The following is a 25,532-nucleotide window of genomic DNA, read 5'->3' on the forward strand; positions in this document are numbered from 1 at the left end:
CTCGTCGGACGGATGGAGTGCGGTGCGGGTGGGGCCGCGCGGGGCGCCGTCAGCCGTTCTGGGGCAGCAGAGCCAGGGCCTGTTCGACGGTCAGCCGGTTGTCGCGTACGGCGCTGAGCAGCGCGTCCAGGTCGGCGGCGGGGGCCGTGGCCTGGGCGGCGGGGGCCGGCGCGGTGAGGGTGGCGATGTGACGGCTGAGGGCGTTCAGGCTCGGGTGGTCGTAAAGAACACCGGTCTTCTCGACGAGCCCGTACGCGTTGTTGACGAACGCCACGAACTCCACGCCGAGGATGGAGTCGAGACCGAGGGTGTTGAAACTGGCCTCGTCATCGATCTCACCGGGCTCGCAGTAGAGCGTGCGGGCCAGCTCCTCGCGGAGGGTGTCGGCGATGTGGCCGGCGTCGGCAACCGGCGTGACGGTTGCCGACGGTGCGGTCGGCGCGGCCGGTGCGGGCTGCTGTGCCGGGTTGCCGAGAAGTCCGGCGACGTACTGGGCGAAGGCGACGGGAGTCGGGTGGTCGTACAGAGCGGTCGCCTTGACCTCCACCGGGTAGGCGGCATTGACGGCAGCCACGAACTCCACACCCAGAATCGAGTCGATACCCAAATCCTGAAAAGTCAGCTCACGATCCAGCTCCCCCGGCTCGAGGTAGAGCACCCCGGCAAGCAACGAGCCGATCTCCTCGGCAACGGCTGCTTCTTGATGGGTGGTGGGGGTGGTGACGGGAGCAATCGGCGCGGCGGCGGCCGGAACGGACGTGACGGCAGCCGGTACCGGCGCGGGCTGCGTCCGCGGGGCGGTGTCGAGCGGCCGGAGCGAAATCTTGCGGTCGCGGGTCATCGGCGAGGTCTCCATGATGTCGGGCGTGGCGGACTTCCGCGGCGTCGCTCGGGCGCCGCGCAGGGTCAGGGCGGGTGCGGAGCGACGAGCACCGGAGGGCTGCGCCGAGGCGCCGGCGGGAACTTGGGCTCGGGTCGAGGCCGGGGCCTCTCCGTTGCCCGGGTCCTGCGCCAAGGCCTGGAGCTGGACGGAGGCCCGGCCGTGGGCCAGCGCCGGGGCCGCGGCTCGGTCCGGGGCCGCGGCCTGTCCGTTGGTCGGGTCCTGCGCCGAGGCTTGGAACTGGGCCGAGGCCCGGCCGTGGGCCGGGGCCTGGGCTTGCGCTCGGTTCAACGCGGCCGAGGGCCGCGCCTGAGCCGAGGCCTGGGCGCGGTCCGGGGCCGGCGCTCGGGTCGCGGCAGCCGGAGCCGAGGACTGTGCCTGAGCCGGGACCTGGGCCCGGTCCCGGGCCTGGGCTCGGGTCGAGGCCGGGGCTTGTCCGTTGGCCGGGTCCTGCGCCAAGGTCCGGAGCTGGACGGAGGCCCGGCCGCGGGCCGGGGCTGGGGCCTGGGCTCGGTCCGGGGCTGGGGCCTGGGCTCGGTCCGGGGCTGGGGCCTGTCCATTGGTCGGGTCCTGCGCCGAGGCTTGGAGCTGGGCCGAGGCTCGGCCGCGGGCCGGGGGCTGGGCTTGCGCTCGGTTCAGCGCGGCCGAGGGCCGCGTCTGGGCCTCGTTCGCGGCCTGGGCTTGGGGCGAAGCAGGCGAAGCCGAGGCCTGAGCCGGAGGCGGTGTCGCGGCTGCGAGGCGGAGGGCTGCTGTTGCCGCGGCGATGTCCGTCACCGGGGCGGGCGTCGGCTGGGACGGCGGAGGGGTCGGCCTGGACGGAGTCGCGGTCGCAGCCTGCGCTGTCGCCGTCTTCGTGCGCTCCTCCCCTGCCGGCGCCTTCGCGCGCTCCTCCGCTGCCGCCAGCTCCGCGCGCTCCTGCGGGGTGCGCCCGAAGTCGCGCAAGTGGCCGCGGGTGAAGGACGGTTCGTCGGCCGTCAGGCCGTAGCCCTGCTTGCGCAGGTGGGTGATCTGGCGGTCGTACCAGCAGCGGATGCGTTCGAAGGGGTAGTGCGGGAGCGGGATTCGGTGACCGTGGTCCGCGGCGCCGCAGGTGGCGCGGCGGTCGATGCGGCGGCCGGCCAGCCAGTCGGTCACCGTGGCGGCGGTCGGGCCGGCGACCGGCTGGGGCGAGCGGCCCTCGGCCACGGCGGTCAGGCCGGAGAGGAGTTCCTCCAGCGAGTCCGCGGGCAGCGCGGCGCGGCGGGCGAGGTCGGCGCGGCCCACGGCGAAGGTGAAGACGACGTCCGCCGGCTCCGGCGCCTCGCCCCGGTCCCGGGCCTGCCGCAGGTACGCGGCGAGGTCACGGGCGTAGGCCGCGAGCGCGGAGTCCGTACGGGCGGACAGCAGGAGCACGAGTGGCTGCGGCACCGCGGGAGCCGGGGCCGGGACGCGGCGCGGGGCCTCCTCGACGACGAGGTACGCGTTGCCGCCACCGGCGCCGAAGGAACCGATTCCGGCGCGCAGCGGACGGTCGGAACCGTCCCGCGTGTTCCAGGGCGCGAGCTGCTGCTGCACCGTGAACGGCACGCCGTCGAAGTCGATTTCCGGGTTCGCGGGCGTCGCGTGCAGGGACGGCACGAGCGTGCGGTGCCGCATCTGCAGGAGCACCTTGGTCAGGGCCACCGAGCCGGCCGCCGACTCCAGGTGGCCGACGTTGGACTTGACCGAGCCGATCGGCAGGCTGCCGGGGCCCTTGATGCCGTCGCGGGAGAACGCCGTGGTCAGGCCGCGGATCTCGATCGGGTCGCCGAGGGAGGTGCCGGTGCCGTGGGCCTCCAGGTAGTCGAGGTCACCGGCCGTCAGGCCGCCGTCGCGCAGGGCCTTGGTCACGAGGTCGGCCTGGGCGCGCGGGTTGGGCACGGTGTAGCCGTTGGTGCGACCGCCGTGGTTGGCGGAGGTACCGCGGATCACGCCGTGGATGTGGTCGCCGTCGCGCAGCGCGTCGCGCAGCGGCTTGAGGACGACCGCGCCGACGCCCTCGCCGGGCACATAGCCGTCACCGCCCGCACCGAAGCTGCGGCAGCGCCCGTCGCTGGAGGCGAACCGGCCCTGCCCGAGCATGAAGTACTTGTTGGGATGGATGAGGACGTTGACGCCGCCCGCGATCGCGACCTTGGAGCTTCCGGCGCGCAGCGACTCGACCGCCAGGTGCACGGCGGTCAGGGCCGAGGAGCAGGCCGTGTCCACGGCGACGCTGGGACCCTGGAAGTCGAAGAAGTACGAGACCCGGTTGGCGATGGACCAGTAGGCGCTGTTGGCGAGCACCGGGTTGCCGCGCAGCCGCTCCTCGGCCTCGTGCAGCTGGTACTCCCCGTACATCGCGCCCACGAAGACGCCGACGTCACGGCGCTGGATCGGGTCGTCGGCCGTCACCAGGGCGTCCGGGGTGTAGCCGGCGTCGTCCAGGGCGGACCAGCAGCTCTCCAGGAACAGCCGGGCCTGCGGGTCGACGATGCCGGCCTCGCGGGGCGAGATGTTGAACAGCGCGGCGTCGAACTTCTCCACGCCGTCGACGAAGCCGCCCCACTTGGTGTGGGTGCGGTCGACGCGGTTCTTGTCGGCGTCGTAGAGCGCCTGGGCGTCCCAGCGGTCGGCGGGGACCTCGGTGATGCTGTCCCGGCCCTCCGTGAGGTTCTTCCAGAACGCGTCGAGGCTGTCGGCCTGGGGGAAGCGGCCGGAGATGCCGATGATGGCGACGGATCGTGCGTCGGCGTCGGCGTCCGTCTCCGCTTCCTGTGCGGACGAGGGCGCTTCGGCTTCCCCGACGGCGGGAACGGGCGCGGGCGCGGGATCGGGCGCGTGGACGGGTACGGCGGCGGGTACGGCTTCGGCGGCGGGCGCGGGCGCGGGGGGCTCGTCCGGGGCGGCGAGTGCGGCGCAGCGTTCCGGGAGTTCCTCCATCAGGTACTCGGCGAGTTCCTCGACCGAACGGCACTCGAAGAGCAGGGTCTTCGACAGCCGTCCGAAGTCGCGCTCCAGCAGTTCGACCACGCGGATGGCGAGCAGCGAGTCGATGCCGAGGTCGTCGAAGAGGCGGTCGGCGTGCACCTCCTCCTCCGGGGTGCGGGTCGCCTCGGCGACCACCGCGGACAGCCGCCGGTGCAGGGCTTCTTGCACCGATCCGCCGATGGCCGGGCCGGCGGGCGCGGGCGTCGGCGTCGGCGCCGGCGCGGCGGCCTGCGGGGCCGTGGTCCCGGTCGCGGCCGGCACCGGCTCGTCCTGGAGCAGCGGGAAGGACTCCAGCAGCGCCGCGCGGTCTCCGCACAGCACCACCGGCGCGATCTCGTCTCCGGCCAGCAGCGATTCGAGCGCCTTGAACCCGGCGGCGGTGTCCAGCGGACGCATGCCGAGCTCGCCGAGCACGTCCTGCGCGGGGCCGTCGAGTTGCATTCCGCCGTCGGCCCAGTAGGGCCAGCCGACGGAGAGCGAGCGTCCCGAGCCGCCGCGGGCGGCGCGGCGGCGGGTGAGTTCGTCGGCGGCGGCGTTGGCGAAGGCGTAGTCGGCCTGGCCCGCGCTGCCCAGCGCGGCGGAGACGGAGGAGAACACCACGAAGCAGTCGAGCGCCCACTCGGCGGTGGCCTCGTCCAGTGCGGCGGCGCCGGTCAGCTTGGGTGTGATCACCTCGCGGGCGTCGTCCGTGGTCTTGCGCAGGATGTAGCCGTCGCGCAGGGTGCCCGCGCAGTGGAAGACGCCGTCGACCGCGGGCCCGGAGGCGGCGATCTCCCGGGCCGCCGCGCGCATCGCGGCGGCGTCGGTGGTGTCCACCTGCCGGTGGTCGACGGTGCCGCCGGTGCGGGCGGCGCGGTCGGCCAGGCGCCGCAGTTCCGCGCCGCGCTCGCCGTCGGCCGCGGACCGTCCGGTGAGCACGACGCGGGCGGCGTAACGGTCCAGCAGGTGTTCGGCCAGGAGCACCGCCAGGCGTCCCATGCCGTTGATCCAGTAGCGCCCGCCGTGGCGGAAGGCGGCGGCGGGGGCGGTCGGGCGGGTCAGCGGCGCCAGCACGGTGGCGGTCAGCCGGCCGTCGGCGGCGAGGCTCAGGTGCCGGGAGGCGGGCGCCTGCTCGGCCGCCGTCCGTACGGCGCGCGCGAGTTCGGCGTCGGTCGTGCCTTCGGCGAGGGATACGGCGGTCAGTTCGAAGCGCGGGTTCTCGCCCGTCAGGGAACGGCCGACGGCGGCCAGGGCGCGGCCGGTCAGCTGTCCGGCGGAGGTGTCGGCCGGGTACGGGACGACGACGCGCGCGCCGCGCCGGGACAGCGGGCGCAGCAGCGAGCGCAGCAGAGCGAGTGTCCGCAGTCCGTGGGAGGCGGCGGCCCGGTCCGCGAAGGCGCCGGCGCCGGCGTCGGGTTCGGCGCCCTGCGGCCAGACGATCAGCGGACGGCCGCCGTCCGGAAGACGCCCGGCGAGGTCCGTGCCGAGGTCGGCCGCGGCCTGCGGGTCGAGCGGGGCGGGGAGGGTGAACGCCGGGTCGTCCAGCGGGACGTCGCCGATGACGACGAGCGGGCCGTCGTACGGACCGGTGGCCTCGGCGGGCTCGACCTCGGTCTCCGCGGCGGCGAAGAGGTGGATGCCGTCCGCGGCGGGCGCGGGCGCCGGCACGGGGCGCAGCGCCAGGCCCTTGATCGTGAGCAGGACGGTGCCGTCGGCGGCGGCGAGGGTCACGTCGAACTTGCGTACACGGCGGCCGCCGCCGGCCAGATTGTGCGGGCGTACGCGCACCCAGGCTTCGGCCGGGACCGGGCCGTAAAGGCGCAGGTCGTCCATGGCAAATGGGATGAACGTTTCGCCGCCGAGGTCCTCGTGCAGCACGCAGCCGATCACCGACTGGAGCGCGCCGTCCAGCACGTACGGCGACACCGTGCCGCCCTCGGGAGCGCCGCAGACGCGGGCGAGGACGCCGTCAGGGCCGTGCCGCAGCTCTTGCAGCACGCGGAATGCCGGGCCGTAGCCGACGCCATTCTCCTCGAAGTAGCGGTAGAGGCCCGCCGGGTCGGCCGAGCCGGAGCAGGCGCCGCGCAGCGCGGCCAGGTCCAGCGGCTCCGGGCGACCGGAGGCGGTGTCCGTCAGCAGCCGGGCCTGTGCATGGGTCTGCTGTGTCTGCTGTGTCTGTTGTGTCGTCTCCTGCGAGAGGACCCGCACCTGGTCGCCTTCGGTCTCCACCCGCAGGGTGACGGGGCCGGTGACCTCGATCGTGCGGTGGAACGCGATGTCGGCCAGACCGGTCACCGGTCGGCCGAGGCGGCGAGCGCCGGCGGTCAGGGCGAGGTCGATCTGCGCGGCGGCGGGCAGGACGGGCAGGCCCGCGACGCGGTGATCGTCGGCGAGGGGTTCCTCGGGGCGCACCACGCGCTGGAACGGGGCGGAGGCGTCGTCGGCGGGGGCGGCCGGGACGGCGGCGGCCGGTGCCGAGGCGGAAGTGCCGGGGGCAGAAGCGGCGGCGGCGACGGCAGCCGGGGCGGAAGCGCCCGAGGCAGACACACCCAAGGCAGAAGCGCCCGAGGCGGAAGCAGCCGGGGCGGAAGCATCCGGGGCGGAAGCATCCGGGGCGGAGGCGCCCGAGGCGGAAGCGACCGAGCCGGAGGCAGCCGAGCCGGAGACGCCCGGGGCGGAGGCGCCCGGGGAGGGAGCCTGTGGGCGGGGCCAGCGCTTGCGGGTGAACGGGTAGCCGGGTAGACGCACGCGGCGGGCCTGGGACTCGTTCTCGGCGGAGGGCAGTTCGCCGTCGCCATGGACCCAGGCCCGGTACGGGGCGGAGAGGTCGGCGGTGATCGCCTGGGGGCCCTGCTCGGCGACGACGGCGAACCGCTCGGCGAGTTCGGCGGTGCTGCGGGCGGCGACGGCGGCGCGTACGGTGCGGTGGCTGCGGCCGGTGCGCAGGGTGTGGGTCACGTCGGCGAGGCGCAGCGTGCTGCGCGTGCGCAGGGCGTGTGCCAGGGAGGCGGCCAGTTCGCGCAGGGCGTGCTCGGTGCGGGCGGAGAGGACGGCCCAGTGCTCGCCGACCGGGGCGGCGTCGGCGACGGGCGCGGGCTGTGGGGCCTGCTCCAGGACGACGTGGGCGTTGGTGCCGCCGATGCCGAAGGAGCTGACGGCGGCGCGGCGCGGGCCCTCGGGCACCGGCCAGCCTTCCTTGCCGTCGGCGACCTTCAGCGAACCGCTCCCGCCGAGGCGTCGGTTGGGCGACTCGAAGGGGGCCTGCGCGGGGACGGTGCCGTGTTCGAGGGCGAGCACGGCCTTGGCGAGGCCCGCGATGCCGGCCGCGGTGTTGAGGTGTCCGACGACGCTCTTGACCGAGCCGACGGCGGCCGGATGGGCGCGCTCGGCACCGCCGTAGACGCGGTCGAGGGCGGCGTACTCGATGGGGTCGCCGAGGTGGGTGCCGGTGCCGTGGGTCTCCAGGTAGCCGACGGAGTGCGCGTCGACTCCGGCGACGGCCAGGGCCTCGCGCAGCACCGCTTCCTGTCCCTCGGGCGAGGGCGCGTGGTAGTCCATCTTGCGGGCGCCGTCGTTGTTGACCGCGCTGCCACGGATGACGGCGCGGATCGGGTCGCCGTCGCGCAGGGCGTCGGACAGCCGGCGCAGGACCAGCGCTCCGGCGCCGTTGCCGAAGACCGTGCCGTCGGCGCTGTCGTCGAACGGGCGGCAGGCACCGCTCGGCGACAGGATCATGTCGGGCGCGGCAAGGTATCCGGCCTGCGGGAAGTGCAGCGAGGCGGCGCCGACCAGTGCGAGGTCGCACTCCTCGCCGAGCAGGCCCTCCACGGCCAGGTGGACGCCCACCAGCGCGCTGGAGCAGGCGGACTGCACGGTCAGGCTGGGTCCGGTCAGGCCCAGCTTGTAGGAGATGCGGCTGGCGGCGAAGTCCTTGTCCGAGGAGGAGAAGCGGATCATTCCGGCGGCGTCGAGCTCCGTGATGCCGACCGGCGGCATCGTGGGCTGGCCGACGGAGACGTACGCGGAGGTACGCAGCCCGGTGCGGTCCGGAGCGAAGCCGGCGTCCTCCAGAGCGTGCCAGGCGGTCTCCAGCAGCACGCGCTGCTGCGGGTCCAGCCACTCGGCGTGCACCGGGCTGTAGCCGAAGAACTCCGCGTCGAAGGCGTCCGCGTCCTCCAGGACGACACCTGCGGGAACGAACTCGGGACGCCGTACGACGGTGGCGTCGTGGCCCATGCGGACCAGTTCGTCCGCCGTGTACCGGCGGATGCCGCTGCGCCCCTGGCTCAGCAGCTCCCACAGGCGCTCGGTGGAGGTGGCGGGACCGAAACGGCAGGACAGGCCGACGACGGCCACCGCGTTCGGATCGTCGACCACGTCGGTCGGCACGTCGGTCGGCAGGTGGTCGGGCATCATCGCTGGTCGTCTCCGAGTCGAAGGGCGCGCCGCACCTCGCGGCGGGTCGGACGGGCGGGAGCGGGCCGCCCGGCGGGGGCGTCCGGTGCGGCGGCGGGCGGGGCCGCGGTGGTCGGAGCCGTGGCGGGCGGGGCCGTGGCGGGTGGGGCCGCCGGGCTGCTCGGTGTGAGGGCGGCGGTGAGCAGTCGCACCTGGTCGTCGAGCGTCGGATGGGCGAAGAGGTCGGTGACCTCCACGCCGCTGCCCGGGAAGCGGGCGTCCAGTCGGGCGAAGAGACGTCCCAGCAGCAGGGAGTTGCCGCCGAGGTCGAAGAAGCGCCGGTCGGCGGGCACCTCGTCGAGCTCGAGGAGGTCGGCCCACAGAGCGGTGACGGCCTGTCGGACGGCGGCCGGGTCGGCCGAGGGCACGCCGGCCGGGACGGTACGAGCCGTGGCCACCTCACGGCCACCGCCCACCTCACGGCTACCGCCCGCCTCCTCTGCCAGAAGCACCGCGGCCTTGCGGTCGACCTTGCCGTTGGGAGTCAGCGGCAGGAACGGTGCCGCGACCAGCCGGTCCGGCAGCATCCAGGAGGGCAGTTGTGCGGAGGCGGCGGTGCGCAGTTCGTCGAGGGTGGGCAGGGTGGCGCCGGGTGCGGGTACGGCGATGGCGAACAGGCGGGCCGTGGCGCCCTCGCCGCGCAGCGTCAGCACCACGCGGGAGACGCCCGGGTGGGCTCCGAGCACGGCCTCGATCTCGCCGAGCTCCACGCGGTGGCCACGGATCTTGACCTGGCTGTCGGCACGGCCCAGGAACACCAGCCGCCCGTGCTCGTCGCGGCGCACCAGGTCGCCGGTGCGGAAGTAGCGGCCGCCGGTCTCGGCAGAGGCCGGGTGGCCGGTGAACCGTTCGGCCGTCAGGTCCGGCTGCCGCCAGTAGCCCTGGGCGACGGCGGGTCCGCCGATCCACAGCTCGCCGGGCTCTCCGGCGGCCGGGGCCGCGGTGCCGTCGACCTCGGTGATGACCAGGTCGGTGGCGCCGATCGGATCGCCGAGGTGGACGGGGCCGTCCGTCACCCGGGCGATGGTGGACCAGATGGTGGCCTCGGTGGGCCCGTAGACGTTCCACAGGCTTCCGGTGCGCTCGACGAGCTGTCGGGCGAGGTTGGGCGGGAGCGCCTCGCCGCCGCACAGCGCGGTCAGTTGCTCGCGGCCCGGCCAGCCGCCGTCGAGCAGCAGTTGCCAGCCGGCCGGTGTGGCCTGCATGGCGGTGATGTCGCGGGAGGCGATGGTCGCGGCCAGCCGGCCGGCGTCGATGACGGTGGCGCGGTCGGCGACCAGCACCGTGCCGCCTTCGATCAGCGGCAGGAACAGCTCGAGCACCGAGATGTCGAAGCAGACGGTGGTGACCGCCAGCAGCCGGTCCGCGGCACCGATGCCGGTGGTGGCGGCGATCGCCTCCAGCGTGTGGACGACGTTGCCGTGGGTGACGCTGACGCCCTTGGGCCGACCGGTGCTGCCGGAGGTGAACATCAGGTAGGCCGGGTCGGTGGGACGGGGCGCGGTGCGCGGCGTGTCGGCGGGCTGCGGGGCGCCGTCCGCGAGGGCCTCGGCGGCGGGCAGCACCCGGACGTCGGCCGGAAGCAGCCGGGCCAGGTCGGCGTCCGCGACGGCGAGCGAGCAGCCCGCGCCGGTGACGACCATCTCCAGGCGGTCGGCGGGATAGGAGTCGTCCAACGGCACGTAGGGACGGCCGGTCTTGAGGATGCCGAGGAGTACGGCGACCAGCCGGGCCGAGCGGTGCATCAGGACGGCGACGGGCTCACCGGGCGGGCAGGCGGCCGACACCCGGCGCGCGACGTTCTCGGAGAGGGCGTCCAGCGCGGCGTAGTCGAGGGTCTCGGTACGGTCCTCGACGGCGGTCCGGTCGGGGCCGCGGCGCACGGTGTCGGCGAAGCGGCTGACCAGGGTGGCGGCGCCGGGGTCGAGCAGGGTGCCGAGGCGGGCGCCGCCGTCGTCGGCCCGCGCCAGTTCGATGACCATGCGCCGGATGTCGTCGACGAGGCCGTCGACCGCGGCGCCGTCGAGGATCTGCGTGCGGTGGTTGGCGAGCACGTCGATGCCGGTGGCGGTGTCGGTGACCTCCAGGCCCAGGTCGAAGTGGCCACGCTGGCCGCGCCGGTGGACGAGGGCGGCGAACGGAGCGGCGATGCCGTCGGCGTCGTGCTCGCGCACCCAGTTCTGGTAGGCGAAGGTCACCGTGGGCACGGCGTCCTCGCCGCCGGCGGCCCGGCACAGGCCGGCCAGCCTGGGATAGGGCAGCGAGGCGTGGGCGACGGCGCCGCGCACTTCCTCGTGCAGGGTCGCCAGCCAGTCGGTGACGGGCCGCGCCGGGTCCAGGTCGATGCGCAGCGGCACGGAGTTGACGAAGCAGCCGATCATGGCGTCCTCGTCCTGCGAGGCGCGACCGTAGGTCGGTACGGCCACGAGGAACTCGCGTCGTCCGGTGGACCGGCCGAGCGCGGTGGCGAAGGCGCCGAGCAGCACGGTGAACGGAGTGACACCGGCGCTGCGCGCGGTGCGCGAGAGCAGCTGCGACAGCTCGCCGGGCAGCCGGTACTCGCGGTGCGCGCCCGCGGCCGAGGCCTGTTCGCCGCCTTCGGCGAAGAGCGCGTCGGCCTTCAGCCCGGTCAGCCGGCGGGTCCAGAACGCCTCGGCGTCGGCGTGGCCGCGCGCGGCGTCACGGCGTTCGCGGCGCAGGGCGTCGGCGAACACCGGCGCGGGCAGCGGCTGCGGGGCCTGGCCGGCGCGGGCGGCGTAGAGGGCCGAGAAGTCCTGCTGGACGAGCTCGGCCGAGCGGCCGTCCACGGCGAGGTGATGGGTCGTCAGCTGCAGGACGGCGGTGTCGCCGCTCTCCCACAGCACGGCTCGCAGCAAGGGCTCGGAGGAGAGGGCGAAGCGCCGGTCCGCCTCCTGCCGTACGGCTGCGTCCGCGTCCTGGCCGGCCGGCAGCGGCCGGATGTCCAGGACGGGCGCGGCGGTGGCGGGGACGAAGGAGAGCTCGCCGCGGTGCGGGCGCACGCTGCTCGCGAGCACCGGGTGACGGCGCGCCAGATCCTGCACGGCGCCGCTCAGCGCGGCCCGGTCCGCGCCGTCCACGAGGCGCCAGGCCAGCGAGATGTTGTACGGCGCCGCGGGCGCGGCGGCCTGATCGGCGGCCCACATCCCGGCCAGCCGGTCGGGCAGAGGCATCGCGCCGTCCTCGTACCCGTCCTCGTCCTCGGCCTCGGGCTGCGCGGGCGTGGTGGACACCGGCGCCACGGCGGGCGTTGCGGGGGCCGGCGCCGGCGGGGTCTCGGCGGCGACCGCGGCCGTCAGCTGGGGGCCGTGGCCGGTGAGCAGGGCATCGGCCAGTTCCGTGAGGGTGTTGCTGTCCAGGAGCAGGGCCTGCGGGACCCGGCCGAGGTCCTCCTCCAGGATCCGGCCGAGCCTCATCACCGCGATGGAGTCGACGCCGTACTCGGGAAGCGGCCGGTCCGCGCCGATCATCGCGGCGGGTACGCCGATCGCGCGGCCCACGCGCTGCGCCAGCCAGTCGGTCACCGCCGCGCGCGGGTCCGCGACGGGTGCGGACGGCTCGGGCGTCTGTGCCGGCAGCACCGTCTGCGTCGTCGGCGTGGTCGGCGGCGTCGTGTCGGTGGTGGCTTCGGCGCTCACGCCGAGGGCCTCGCGCCAGACGCTCTGGTCACCGGCCACCAGGGCAACGTGGGCCGCGACCGGCTCGGTGGCGGCCGCGATGCGCGGCCACATCCCGGTGACGGCCGCGGCGGCGGAGACCGGCCGCAGTCCGTAGGTGTCGGTGAGGTAGTCCAGGGCGGCGGGCTCGGGCGCCATGCCCGCGCCGTCGAGGACGGGCCAGCCGACCGAGAGCGTACGGCCCCGGCGGTGTCCCTGCTCCACCCAGCGGGCGCGGGCACGGGCGAAGCCGTCGAGGAAGCCGTTGGCGAAGGCGTAGTCGGACTGTCCCTGGTTGCCGACCAGGGCGGCCAGCGACGAGGCGACGACGAAGAAGTCGAGCGGATGGTCGGCGAAAGCCGCGTCCACCGCGACCGCGCCGAGCACCTTGGCCCGGCACACCTCTTCGACGGTCCGCGGGTCCTTGGTGCGCAGGAACCCGTCCCGCAGCACGCCCGCGGTGTGGACGATGCCCCGCAGGTGCTTGCCCGAGCGTTCCAGCGCGGCGCACAGCTCCGTCAGCTGCTGGGGGTCGGTGACGTCGCACTGGCGGTAGGTGACCGAGCCGCGCGACTCGCGCTGCAGCGCGTCCAGCGCCGCGGCGTCGGGTGCGGAGCGTCCCACCAGCACCAGCTTGGCCGTGGGCCGGGCGGTCCGGATCGCCGACGCGATCTGGCGACCGAGGCCGCCCAGACCACCGACGACCAGGTACGTGCCGCGCGGGTCGAGCAGTTGCGCGGGCTCGGCGGCGGCGAGCGGCGGTTCCGGCGTCAGCACGGCCGTACGGCGGACGCCGTCGGCGCCGAGCAGCACCCAGTCCTCGCCCTCGGGCACGCGGCCCGCGGCCTCGGCCGCGACGGCCGCCGCGGCGCCGCGCGGGTCGCGGGCCCTCCAGGCGGCGTCGACGGTGGCCAGGCGCGGCGAGATCCGCGTGGTCTCACCGGCGACGGTCCGTACGAGGCTGTGCAGGCCGCGCAGGGCGGGCGTGGGCTCGCCGTCCGCCTCGGTGACCAGCAGGACGCGGGTGCCGTTCAGGGCCCGGCAGGTCACCAGCGTGCGGAGCAGGCCGAAGACGGGCTCCAGTACGGCGCCGTTGAAGTGGCGCCAGGCGTCCGGGAGTTGTCCGGAGGTCAGCGGCCGGTCGGCGAAGGCGAGCCGACCGGGCTCACCGGTGAGGTCGACCAGCACGGTGGCGGGAGCGCCGGTGCGCTCCGCTGCCGCCCGCAGACCCGCCTCGGTCGCCTCGGCCATCGACAGCCGTACGGCGGCCACGTCACAGCCATCGGCCGCGAACCCGCCACCGATCGTCCACACCGTGCCGGCGTCGTCGGTGGCCGCGGCCGGTGCCTCACGCCACTCGGTGCGGTACCCGGCGAGAGCCGGCGCCTCCTCGGCGATGGCGTCGGCGGCGGGGACGGGGTGGGAGGCGACGGCGGCCGTGGGGGCGGCCGGAGTGGTGACGGCAGCCGCAGGAACGGCCGGGGCAACAGCGGCCGCGGGAACAGCCGGGGCGGTAACGGCCGCAGAACCTGCCGGCGCGGCAACCGCCGCCGAGCCCGCCGGCACACCCGTCCCGCCGCCGCGCTCCTCCACGCTGATCCGGAACCCTTCGGCCTCGGCCAGCAGTTCGCCGGAGTCCACGGCGATCAGCCGCAGGTCGAAGACGTGGATGCCGGACGCGTCCGCGGCGGCCCGCACGCGGCGGGCGTGGACGTACGCGGTGCCGGTGACCGGTGCGAAGACGGTCAGCCGGTCGATGGCCAGCGGCCGGTAGCGGCGGCGGGCCTGCGGGTCCTCGGCGAGCAGCAGGAACGCGGCGGCCTGGCAGGCGCCGTCGAGCAGGGCCGGGTGCAGCACATGGCGTCCGTCGCGGTCCTCGCCGTCGGGCAGTCGCAGTTCGGCGGTGGTCTCCTCGGTGCCGCGCAGCGCACGGCGTACGGTCCGGTAGAGCGGGCCGTAGGCGAAGCCGTGGCCGGCGAACGCCCGGTAGAACTCCTCGCCGTCCAGACCGCCGGCGGCGAGGTGCCGGTCCAGGTCGGCGGGACGGTAGCGCAGCGCGGGGCGGACCGGGTCGGCGCCGTCGGGCTCGGTCCAGCCCTGGGCGACGGGCAGGCCGCCCGCCTGCTCGGTGCCGGTGTCCACGCGGAACCTGCGTGCGCCGTCGGCGTCGGGCGCCTCCAGCTCGGCGCGGACCGTCATCGGCAGGCCGACGGCGGGCGCGGGCCACGTCAGATCGCGGATCGTGCTGCGGTACGGGGAGACGTCCGCGGTCAGCAACGCCTCGTAGACCAGCTCGGGGTGGAAGGCGCCGGGCAGCAGCGGCGCACCGTCGACGACGTGGTCGGCGACCCAGCGGGAGGCGCCGCCGAGCCGGACGGTGACCGTGCGGGAGAGCGGTGTGTGCACGGTGTCGGCGAGCGGGAGGTCCACCGGCCGGCCGCCGTCGGCGGCCTGCGCGTCGGGCAGTGTGCAGCGACGGCGGGCGAAAGGCGTCGTCGGCAGCGCCACGCGGCGGCCGGTGGCGGCCGCACGCGGCTGGTGGCCCTGGGTCACCCAGTCCACGGCTTCCGCGGGGGCGTCCTCGGGTGTCCGGTCGGCCGTCACCACGTCCGGGTGGTCCCGGCCCTCGGCGAGCGCGGTCAGCGCCTCCAGGAGGCGGCGGCGGTCACCGGCCGTGACCGCGGCCCGGTGCGGCCACGTCTCGCGGCCGTCGCGCAGGGTACGGGCCACGTCGGCCAGGGAGGCCGGGCCGCCGAGCAGCCGCTCGGGTCCGGAGGCCGGTGCGAGCGCGTCGGCGAGGCGCCGGGCCACGGTGCGCAGGCGCTCGGCGTCGGGTGCGGACAGCGGCAGGACGACCGGAGCGGTCGCCACGGCATCCGCCGGCTGCGGCTGCCGGTACTCCTCCAGCACCACGTGGGCGTTGGCGCCACCGGCGCCGAAGGAGCTGACGGCGGCCCGGCGCGGCAGCGCGCGGCCCCGCTCGTCGGTGCGGGCGGGCCACAGCTCGCCGCGCCGCTGGATGCGCAGCGGTGTGCCGTCGAGTTCGAGCTTGGGGTTGATCCGCTCGGCGTGCAGGGTGGGCACCAGCTGGCCGTGCCGGAGCTGGAGGATGGCCTTGGTCAGTCCGGCGATGCCCGCGAAGGCCTCGCCGTGTCCGATGTTGGACTTCACCGATCCGACGCGTACGGTGTCCTGCGTTCCGGAGGCGGCGTGCTCGCCGAACGCCAGGGCCAGCGCGCGCAGTTCGATGGGGTCGCCCAGCTCGGTGCCGGTGCCGTGGGCCTCGATGTAGTCGACGGTGCCGGGTTCGACGCCGGCGCCTTCGAGGGTCGCGCCGATCAGGGCGGCCTGGGCCAGCGGGTTCGGGACGGTGTAGCCGCCCGTTCCGCCGCCGTGGTTGAGGCCGGTGCCGCGGATCACCGCGTAGATCGTGTCGCCGTCGGCCTCGGCGCGGTCCAGGCGCTTGAGGACGACCGCGCCTGCGCCTTCGCCCGGTACGAAGCCGTCGCCTCCGGCGCCGAACGCCCGGGTGTGCGCGCCGCGCGAGGGCATGCCGAGGGCGCACAGGCCGGTGAACCGGTCGGGGTGCAGGTAGAGGTTGACGCCGCCGGCCAGCGCCAGATCGGCCTCGCCGTCCCGCAGCGCCCGGCACGCCAGGTGCAGCGCGGTCAGCGAGGAGGAGCACATGGTGTCGACCGTCAGGCTGGGCCCGCTCAGGTCGAGGGCGTGCGAGACGCGGTTGGCGACGGAGGCCGCCGCCGTGACGGCGTACTCGGGATTGTCGGCGCCGGCCAGCCGGGCCTCGTGCTGGGCGATGAGGTGGCTGTTGGCGGTGACACCGGCGAACACGCCGACGCGGGGTCCGCCGGCGCCGCCCGCCAGGCTGCGGCGCGCGTATCCGGCGGTCTCGAAGGCCTCCCACGCCACTTCGAGGAACATCCGCTCCTGCGGGTCCATCACGGCGGCGTCGCGCGGCGTGATCCGGAACAGTTCGGGGTCGAAGCGGTCCCAGTCCTCGACGAAGCAGCCGTAGCGGGCGTAGCCGCCGCCGAGGGTGCGTGCGGTGCGCCAGTCCCACCGGTCGGCGGGCACTTCGGTGACCGGCGTGTGCCCGGCGACGAGCAGCTGCCAGAAGTCGTCGACGTCCCGGGCGCCGGGATAGCGGCCGGCGAGACCGACCACGGCGATGGCCGGGCGCGCTCCGGTGTCCTCGACGGTGCGCCGGACCGGCTCGGGGACGACGGCCGGGGAGGCGGTCTCGGGCCGTACGGCGATGGGCGGCTCGATGACGGACGGGGCGATGACGGACGGCTCTGCGACCGCGAACGCGGTCGCCGGTGCCGGTGCCGGCACGGGCGCGAGGTGGCGGGCCAGGGTCCGCAGCGTCGGGTGTTCGAACAGGACGGTGGACGGGATGTCCCGGCCCGGGAAGCGCACGCGCAGTTCGCCGGTGAGCTCCTGGTTGAGCAGGGAGTCCACACCGATCGACGGGAAGTCGGCGTCCAGGTCGAGCAGATGGGCCGGCCGGCCGGTGAGTTCGGCGACGATGCCGGTCAGCTCGGGAAGGACGTCCAGGCCCGCGCCGCCGACCGTCGGAGCCACGGCCGCCGCCCGCGCCTGCGGCGCGGTGGGAGCCGCTGCGCGCGGCGGCGTGGTGGTGGCGGCCGCGCGTGCGTCGATCCAGTGGGCCAGGTCGTCGACGGTGCGGTGCTCGAAGATGGCGGTGGCGGAGATCTCGCCGAACCGCCGCGAGACGGCGGCCACCAGCTCCATGTTCAGCAGCGAATCGATGCCGAGTTCCTGCCACGGCAGGTGGCCGGGCACGGGAGCCTGCGGGTCACCGAGCAGTTCCCGGACGATCTCGCGGATACCTTCGGCACTGCCGGCGGAGGCCGCGGCCTCCGGCGCTGGGGCCGGGCGGCCGCATCGCAGCAGGGCGACGCAGCCGGGTATCTCGCGTACGTGGTCGGCCTGTTCGAGCTGCCAGCCGCAGGCGTCCAGCAGCGCGCGCCAGCGGGCGACGTCCAGCAGCGGGCCGTGCGGCATGCGGTACTGCTCGTCGACGAAACGCCACCATCCGTCGGTCAGACCGAAGGTGAGGGTGTAGACCGCGGCCGGCGAGACCAGCTCGACCAGCATCATCCGGCCGCCGGGTGCCAGCAGCCGGCCCGCGTGGCGCAGGGTGGTGGTCAGGTCGCGGGTGGCGTGGAGGACGTTGCTGGCGACCAGCAGGTCGTAGTGACCGGGGTCGAAGTCCTGGGCCTCGGGGGCCTTTTCGATGTCCAGCAGCCTGGGCACGACGCGGTCGCCGAAGCGGCGCCTGGCGTGGTGGAGGAAGGCCTGCGAGACGTCGGTGTAGGTGTATTCGACGTCCTCGACGCCCTGCCGTGCCAGCGCGGCCAGCGCCGCCGCCGTCGTACCGCCGACTCCCGCGCCGATCTCCAGGATGCGAGGACGGCGGCCGGTGTCGGCCGCGAGCTGCCGCGCGGCGGCGGCCAGCGCGTCGGCGGCGGCCTGGTTGACCGGGTCGAAGAGCCGGTTGCCGCTGTAGATGGCGGAGACGGAGCTGAGGTCGCCGCCGGGGAACAGGACGCCGGTGGGAGGCTGTTCGCCGCGCAGCACGGGGCCGTAGGCGGCCAGGGCGCGGTCGAGCAGTTCGACGTGTCCGCGCAGATCGGGGCAGTCGGCGAGCAGGCCGTCCCGGGTGCGCTCCAGCTCCGCGGTGCTCGGGGCGTACGTGTCGTCGCGGGTGAGCAGTTCGAGGATGGCCGCCAGCAGGCGCCGGTGCTCCGGCACCACGCCGAGCCGGGCCGCGGCGGCGTCGACACCGCCGAAGGCCGCGGCGCGGTCCAGGCCGAGTCCGGCCATCGTACGGGCCAGCGCCGCGCGGGCGTAGTGATCGAGCCGGTGCGCCGGGTCCACGGGTGCCGTCGGCCGGGTCAGCGGCCGGAGCGGTTCGGGATCGCCGGAGACGGCGACGATGTGTGCGTCAGTACCGGACATGCCCGCTTCCAACGCGGCCACTCCCCTCTCAGGTGCGAAGTCGGTCAGCCCCGGGTACTGGCGCCGGACGTGTGCGGTGTAGTGCCGGGCGAGCCCGGTGTCGCGCCACAGGCCCCAGCCGAAGGCGCGGACGCGCAGGTCCCGTTCGCCGTCCACGGCGGTGGCGTAGTGGTCGAGGAACGCGTTGGCCGCCGCGTAGTTGAGGCCGCCGATGCTGCCGAACAGCCCGGCGACGGACGAGAACAGCACCAGGCTGGTGCCGGGGCGCAGCGCGCGGCGCAGGTTGAGGACGGCGGTGACCTTGGTGTCGAGTACGTGGTCGATGTCGGCGGAGGTGAGCGTGGTGAGCAGGCCGTCGCTCACCGAGCCGACGCTGTGGACGATGCCGTCCGGCTCGCCGAAGGCGGCCCGGCAGTCGTCGAGTACGGCCGTCACGTCGGCTGTGTCGGTGACATCGCCGGTGCGGTAGCGGGCGCGCGCGCCGGCCGCGTGCAGTTCGCCGAGCAGGGCCCGGATCTCCTCGTTCTCGGCCGAGCGGCCGACCAGCAGGACCGAGGCCCGGTAGCGGGCGGCGAGATGCCGGGCCACTTCGGCCCCGATGCCGCCGGCTCCGCCGAACAGCACGTAGGTGCCTCCGGTACGGAAGCCGGACACGCCGTCCGGTACGGGCCGCTCGGTGAGGACCTGCCGCAGCCGGCGGGAGCCGCGCAGCGCGAGGAGAGGCACGGCGTCGGCGCACGGCTCGGTGAGGGCGCGGGCCAGGGCCGTACCGTCGCAGGTGGTGAGGTCCTCGGCGAGGTCTACGGCGGCGGCGGTGAGCCGGGGCACTTCTCTGGGCAGGGTGCGCAACGCGCCGAGCAGGGCGCCTTGGAGCGACGCACCTGCGGACAGCGGCCTGCCGTCGGGCGCGGCCAGTCCCGTGGTGAGGAGCCTGACCTCGGCACGGACGGCGGCCTCGCGCAGCACCTGGGCGGTGGTCAGCAGCGCGGCGAGCCAGCCGCGCAGCGCACCGGTGCCGTCGGCGTCCTCGGTCCAGCGCGCGCCGCCGACCAGCAGGGCCACGGAGAGCGGCCGGCCGGCCGCCGCGGTCACGGCCGCGGCCAGCCGCTCACGGTCAACTCCCTGTCCGTCGACGCGGTGCAGCGCGCCATCGGGCAGTGCGAGGCCCGCCGCCAGGGAAGCGGTGTGGCGGTCGTGCAGGACGAGGGTGACGGTGCCGTCGGCAGGGACACCTTCTCCGGCGTCTCCTGCGTCTCCGGCTTCCTCGGACCACTCGGGCGAGAAGATCCGGACGGGGTCGGCGGCGAGGGAGTCGGCTGCGGTCGCGCCGGCGGGCAGGAGCAACAGTCCGCGCACCTGCACGACCGGATGGCCCGCGGCGTCGGCGATGTCGAGGTCCACCGTGTCGTGCGCGGCGCCGTCCTCGGCGCGGTGCAGCACCACCTGCGCGCGCTCGGGAACCTCGCCGGTCCAGGTCAGCCGGTCGATGGCGGCGGCGACGCGCGGACGGCCGGGCTCGGACAGGGCGCAGGCGGTCTGAAGTGCCGCGTCGAGCCAGCCGATCCGCCGGGTGCGGGCCTGCTCGGCCTCGGCCTCGGGCGCGGTGAGCGTGGCGGTGGCCCAGCGGCCCGCGCGCCGTACCTCGCCGACCACGCGGTAGGCAGGACCGACGTCGATGCCCAGACGGGTCAGTGTCGCGGTGAGATCCACGGTGACGGCGCCGTCGAACCGTCCGTCTCCCGGGGTCAGGGCCGAAGGCGGCGGGGCCTGGTCGGCGACGGCACGGGCGCAGACACGGTCCTGGTGGAGAACGGTGATCGCGGCCGTGCCTGCGGTGTTCTCGATGTGCCGGGTGAGCCGCAGTGCACGGTCGAAGGGCACCGGACGCAGGAACCGTATGTCGCGCAGGGCCGTGGCACCGGCCTGCGACATGGTGTCGAGCAGCAGCGCTCCAGGAGCGATGGCGCGGCCGCCGACCCGGTGCGAGGCGAGCGGATGGTCCACGGGCAGCACGAGGGCGCCGGCCTCCTCGCCGCTGTCGCTTCCGCTGTCGTTTCCGCTGTTCTTTGCGCTCTCCTCACCGCTCGCCTCACCGCTGTGCTCGCCGCCGTACGCGGCGCGGTGTTCTGGCCGGCGGCCGGCGGGCAGCCAGAACGGTTCGCCTTGGAAGGGGTAGGGCACCAGCGGGATGCGGCGTGGCGGTTCGCCGTCCGTCCACAGCTGCGACCAGGAGACACTCCGGCCGGAGAGCCAGTCCCGGGCCAGGTCGCGCTCGGCGGTGCGGGCCAGGCGGTCGAGGGCGGCGAGGTGATCGGCGGTCGCGGTGCACGGGTGCCGCTGTCCGGTCGCGAAGGCGCGGGCCGCGGCGGCCAGTCCGGCCGGGTCGCCGGCCGTGATCAGCATCCGGTGGGTCAGCGAGCGGCGTCCGCTCTGCAGCGTCCACGCCGTTTGGCGCAGGTCCACGGATCCGTCCTCGACCAGGTCCGCGAGGTCGGCGGCCAGCCGGGCGAGGGCGCCGGGAGTGGCTGCCGACAGTGGTACGGCGAGCACGGCGCCGGGTTCGGCCGGGGCGGGGGCGGGGTCGAGCTGGGGGGCCTCTTCGAGGACGGCGTGGGCGTTGCTGCCGCCGAAGCCGAAGGCGCTCACCGCGGCGCGACGAGGAGCCGCGCCCGGGACGCGGGGCCAGGCGACGGTGTGGTCGGCGATGGCGAGCGGAGTGCCGTCGAGGTCGATGTGCGGGTTGAGGCCGGTGAAGTTGGCGTTGCCGGGGATGGTCTGGTGCCGTAGCACCTGTACGGCCTTGATCAGGCCCGCGAGTCCGGACGCGCCTTCCAGGTGGCCGATGTTGGACTTGGCCGATCCCACCCAGAGCCGGCCCTCGGGACCCGCAGCCTGTGCCGGCATGCCGTGCGGCTCGGCGGCCAGTGCCTCGCGGAACGCCTCCAGCTCGATCGGGTCGCCCAGCGGGGTGCCGGTGCCGTGCGCCTCCAGGAAGCCGAGGTCCGCGGCGCGCAGACCCGCGCGTTCCAGTGCGGTACGCACCAGGGCGGTCTGTGCCTTGGGATTGGGCGCGGTCAGGGCCGCGGCGCGGCCGCCGTGGTTGACGGCCGTACCGCGCAGGACGGCGAGTACCGGGTCGCCGTCGGCGATGGCCTTGCGCAGCGACTTGAGCACCACCCAGCCCGCGCCCTCACCGCGCACGAACCCGTCGGCCGCTGCGTCGAAGACCCGGCTGTCGCCGTGCGGCGAGAGCATGCCGGCCCGTTGGAAGGCCCGCGCGTTGAAGGCGTTGCTGAGCAGGTTGGCCGCTCCGGCGAGCGCGATGTCGCAGTCGCCGGAGCGGATCGCGGACTCCGCGAGCGCGAGTGCGGTCAGGGCTCCCGAGCACGCGGTGTCGATGGTGATGCTGGGGCCGGTGAAGTCGTAGGTGTGGGAGATGCGGTTGGCGAGGAAGGCGGGGAAGGTGCCGACGGTGGCGTATCCGTCGGCGGCGTCCCGGTCCACCAGTTGCTCGCGGTAGTCGTAGCTGCATGCGGCGGCGAAGACACCGACGGGCGTGCCGGCCAGGTCGTCCGGGTGGAGCGCGGCGTGCTCCAGCGCGTGCCAGCTGAGTTCGAGCAGGGCCCGCTGCTGCGGGTCCATGGAGGCCGCCTGGCGCGGTGAGATGCCGAAGAACGCGGCGTCGAAGAGGTCCACGCGCTCCAGCAGGCCGGCCCGGAAGCCCTCGGGCGCCTCGCCGGCGAGCCTGCCGGGCGGCACCGGGCCGATCCGGCAGCCCGCCTCGGCCAGCAGCGACCAGTAGGCCTCCGGGCCGTCGGCACCGGGCACCCGGCAGGCCATGCCGATCACGGCGATGCCGTCGTCCGGGCGTCCGGGGCCTTCGGTGACCGTCGCGGGCCGCGCGGCGGTGACGGAGGTGGTGACGGGAGCGGTGACGGGAGCGGTGGCGTCCGGAGTCTGCTCGGGCGTCGGTGCGGGCTCCGGGAGCTGACCGGCCAGATCGCGCAGCGTGGGGTAGCGCCACATGGCGGTGGCGGGCAGGTGGACGCCGAAGACCCGGCGCGCCTCCCGGATCAGTTGCAGCGCACGCGCGGAGTCGAAGCCCTGCTCGCCCAGGGGCCGGTCGGGGTCCAGTGGATGGCCGATCACCTCACGGGCCAGTTCGGTGAGCCGCTCCAGCGCCGTGGCACCGGCGGGTGCGAGGGCGGCCGGCTCCGGTTCGTGAACGGTTACGGCTGCGGGAACCGCGGCGGTGTCCTCGTTCGTGCTCGGGGCGAGCGCCGTGCGCAGTGCTTCGAGATAGAGCGCGGCCTCGCGGCCGTTGAAGATGGTGTGGTCGAACGAGAGGACGGCGCGGCGCACCGCCTTGGCGCCGGAGCGCTCGGGACTGCCGAGGAACAGGGTGGCCGCGGCCGGAGCCACCACGACCGGGATCGCGAAGGTCGCGCCCTCGTCGCCGAGGTGCGAGAGCGTCAGCGTGACGCGGCCGTCCGCCTGGGACTCTCCGGCGAGCGCACGCTCGACGGCGTCGGCGTACCGGCGGCCGAATTCCGCCTCGTCCAGCAGGTCGGCGCCGCGCACCACGCCGACGGTCAGGTCGCCGTCGTCCGTGGCACAGGCGATGCCGAGGTCCACGTGGTCGAAGACCCGCAGTCGGTCCGTGCCGCTGTGGCGCGAGCGCAGTTGCGGGAAGTCCGCGGCCACGCGGGCGGCGAGATGGGCGAAGACCTGGAAGGCGGTGGTGAAACCGCCGGCCCCCGGCTCCGCCCGCCGGTCGCGCAGCGCCCGCTCCAGCAGCTCGGCGTCGATCTCGGTGGCCACCACAGCGGGCACGACGCTCGCGGCGCTCCCTCGCAGGGCCCGGTTCAGCTCGCGCTGACGGGCGCTCACCGGAACGTCCGTGAAGCCCGCGGCAGCCGCAGACGGATTCTCGTCCGCACGCTCCTCCCGGACACGCCCCCGATCCACGAAGGCATCCACACCGGCCGACATACCGGCGGCGGGCGAGTTCTCGTCCGGGCGTATCTCCTGGGCGTTCCGCTTGGCCAGGAAGGCTTCCAGGTCGGCCGGCATCAGGCTGTTGCCGCGCGCGGGAACGGTCGCGAGGAGGTCTTCGTCGATGCCGAGTCTGCGGGCGTGGGCGCGGGTGCGTGGCGGGATGCGCAGCACGCCCGCCGGAGTCGTGCCCGGCCGGCCCAGCGGCGAGGCGCCCTGCGCGGGCTGTTCGGCAGCGGGCTCCGTGCGCACCGGCTCCGCGGGTCCGGCCGGTTCGATCTCGGCGACCGCGCCGCCGATGGGCACGGTCTGTCCCTCCTCCACCAGCCAGGCCCGCAGCAGCCCCGACGTCGGCGACTCGATCTCGACGGCCGCCTTGTCGTGCTCCATCTCGTAGAGCACCTCGTCCTTGGCGACGGTCTCGCCGGGCTGCTTCAGCAGGCGCACCATCCGCACTTCGACGATTCCCTCGCCCAGGCGCGGAATCGTCAGCGTGGTGAGCGTGGTCTGCCGCGCGGTCTGTTTCGTCGTCTCACTCATGCCAGCACCGATCGGATGGCCGCGACCACGTCGTCCACCATCGGGAGGACGGCGTTTTCGAGGTCGGGGTGGAAGGGGACGTGGACGTCGTCTCTGGCGACCAGCCGGGGTGGGGCCAGGAGGGAGTAGAACTCGTCGTCGCTGCCGAGGAGTTCGGCGAGCACGCCGGCGCCGAAGCTGCTGGTCCTGTTGTCTTCCTGGACGACGACCAGCCGGCCGGTACGGCGCAGCGACGCGGCCACCGTGTCGCGGTCCAGCGGGACGAGCCAGCGCAGGTCGATCACCTCGACGTGCACGCCCTCGGTGCTCAGCGCGGCGGCCGCCTCGGTGCCAAGCTCTGTGCCGTTGCCCCAGGTCACGACCGTGACATCGGTGCCGGAGCGGAGCAGTCGGGCGCCGTGTACGGGTGCCGGGGCCTGCTGTGGCCGGTTCTGGCGCCGCATCAGGTGTTTGGGCAGCAGGATCAGCGTCGGGTCGTCGGCCTCGAAGGACTCCAGGAAGGCCGCCTCGGTGTCCTCGGGGGTGGAGGGAACGATCACGCGCAGTCCGGGCAGGTGGGTGAAGAGGCTCTCGTTGCTCTGGCTGTGCCAGATACCGCCGCCGGGCAGGTAGCCGCCCCATGGCGCGTAGATGACCGCCGGGCAGGTCCATGCCGAGGCGGTGCGCCACCGCAGCGTGGTGAGCTGGGACGCGATCTGGTTCCAGGCGGGCCCGGCGAAGTCGACGAACTGCAACTCGACGACCGGGCGCATACCGACGGCGGCGAGCCCGACGGCCGTACCGACGATGGTGGCTTCGGCCAGCGGCGAATTGCTCATCCGCTCTCCCGCCAATTCGCCCAGGCCCTTGGTGAAGCCGAAGACGCCGCCCTTGGGGTCGTCGATGTCCTCGCCGAAGAGGACGAGTTCGGGATGGCGTTCGAGGCCGGTGCGCAGAGCCCGGTTGACGGCCTCGACGATGGTGCCACCGCACGGACGGGTCGGCGCCGCGGCGGCCTCCCGTCCGGAGGGCTCCGCGAAGAGGTGTTCCATCACGGCGGCGGGGTCACCGGTGGGTTCGGCGGCGACCCGGTCGAAGGTCTCCTCGACGCTCCGGGCCAGCCGGGCCCGGGTCCGCTCGACCCAGTCGTCGTCGATCAGACGCTCCCGTGTCAGCCGGCCGGTGAAGAGCTCCACCGGGTCGCGCATGGCGGCGAGTTCCTCGGGCGAGCGGTAGAGGCGGTGGTCGTCGGAGGAGGTGTGCGAGTCGAGCCGGTCCAGGACGCACCACAGGACGGCGGGGCCGTCGCCGCGCCGGACGCCCGGCAGGACATCGGCCGCGGCCGCGTGGACGGCGTCGGGGTCGGAGCCGTCCACCACGGTGGTGATGGCGTCCGGAAGGAGGCCCAGGCGCAGCGGGGACAGGCCGTCGGTCGGAGTGCTGATGCCGTAGCGGTTGTCCGACACCAGGAATACGACGGGAAGTTTCCGCTCGATGGCGAAGGCGACCGCCTCGAAGAATTCTCCCTGTCGTGTCGAGGCGTCTCCGATGGAGCAGACGACCACATTGTCGCGGCCGCGCATCATTCCCGCCCAGGCGGCACCGACGGCGGGCAGGCACTGGCTGCCGGTGGGGCTGGCGAGGGAGAATACATTTCCTTGCGGATGGCTGAAGTGCGAGCTCATATTGCGGCCGGCGGAATGGGATTCGGCCTTTGCCATGACATCGCGGGCCTGTGCCTCGGCGTCCATGCCGCGGGCCAGCATCAGGGTGCGGTCGCGGTAGTGGGGGAAGATCAGATCCTCGGGTTTCAGCAGTTCACACAAGGCGCCGAGTCCCTCGTGGCCTGCCGAGGAGATATGGAACCAAGCCTGGCCCTGCCGCAGCACGATGCCCGACCTGCGGTCGCATTCACGGGAGAGCAGCATCTGCTCCAGGAAGGCGACCCGGCGCTCCAGCGGAATTCCCGCGACATTTTCGGCGGCAGGCGTGGGCCCCGCCTCACCGGTTATCCGTACATTCTTCGTCTCGGTCACCGA

At 74.8% G+C, this 25,532-nt stretch carries 3 protein-coding genes; all 3 read right to left on the reverse strand.

All coding sequences use genetic code 11. The features are described from left to right. Window positions 1-49: 49 nt before the first annotated feature. Genes ACWC0C_RS17860 through ACWC0C_RS17870 form a run of 3 tightly spaced genes read right to left on the reverse strand, consistent with a single transcriptional unit; the run spans window position 50 to window position 25,529 of the window. The gene (locus tag ACWC0C_RS17860) at window positions 50-8,263 is read right to left on the reverse strand and encodes an SDR family oxidoreductase (protein ID WP_450864794.1); all 8,214 of its coding nucleotides are present in this window, start codon (window positions 8,261-8,263) and stop codon (window positions 50-52) included. Beyond that, a complete protein-coding gene (locus ACWC0C_RS17865) occupies window positions 8,260-23,514 on the reverse strand; it encodes an amino acid adenylation domain-containing protein (protein ID WP_450864795.1) in 15,255 nt (5,084 codons plus the stop codon). The genes ACWC0C_RS17860 and ACWC0C_RS17865 overlap by 4 nt, the downstream gene beginning before the upstream one ends. Continuing rightward, window positions 23,511-25,529 carry an alpha-ketoacid dehydrogenase subunit alpha/beta gene (locus ACWC0C_RS17870; protein ID WP_450864796.1) on the reverse strand — a complete coding sequence of 673 codons (2,019 nt, stop codon included), beginning with the start codon at window positions 25,527-25,529 and terminating at the stop codon, window positions 23,511-23,513. The genes ACWC0C_RS17865 and ACWC0C_RS17870 overlap by 4 nt, the downstream gene beginning before the upstream one ends. Between the last annotated feature and the right edge of the window lie 3 nt (window positions 25,530-25,532).

This window comes from Streptomyces sp. NPDC001709 (assembly GCF_053596375.1).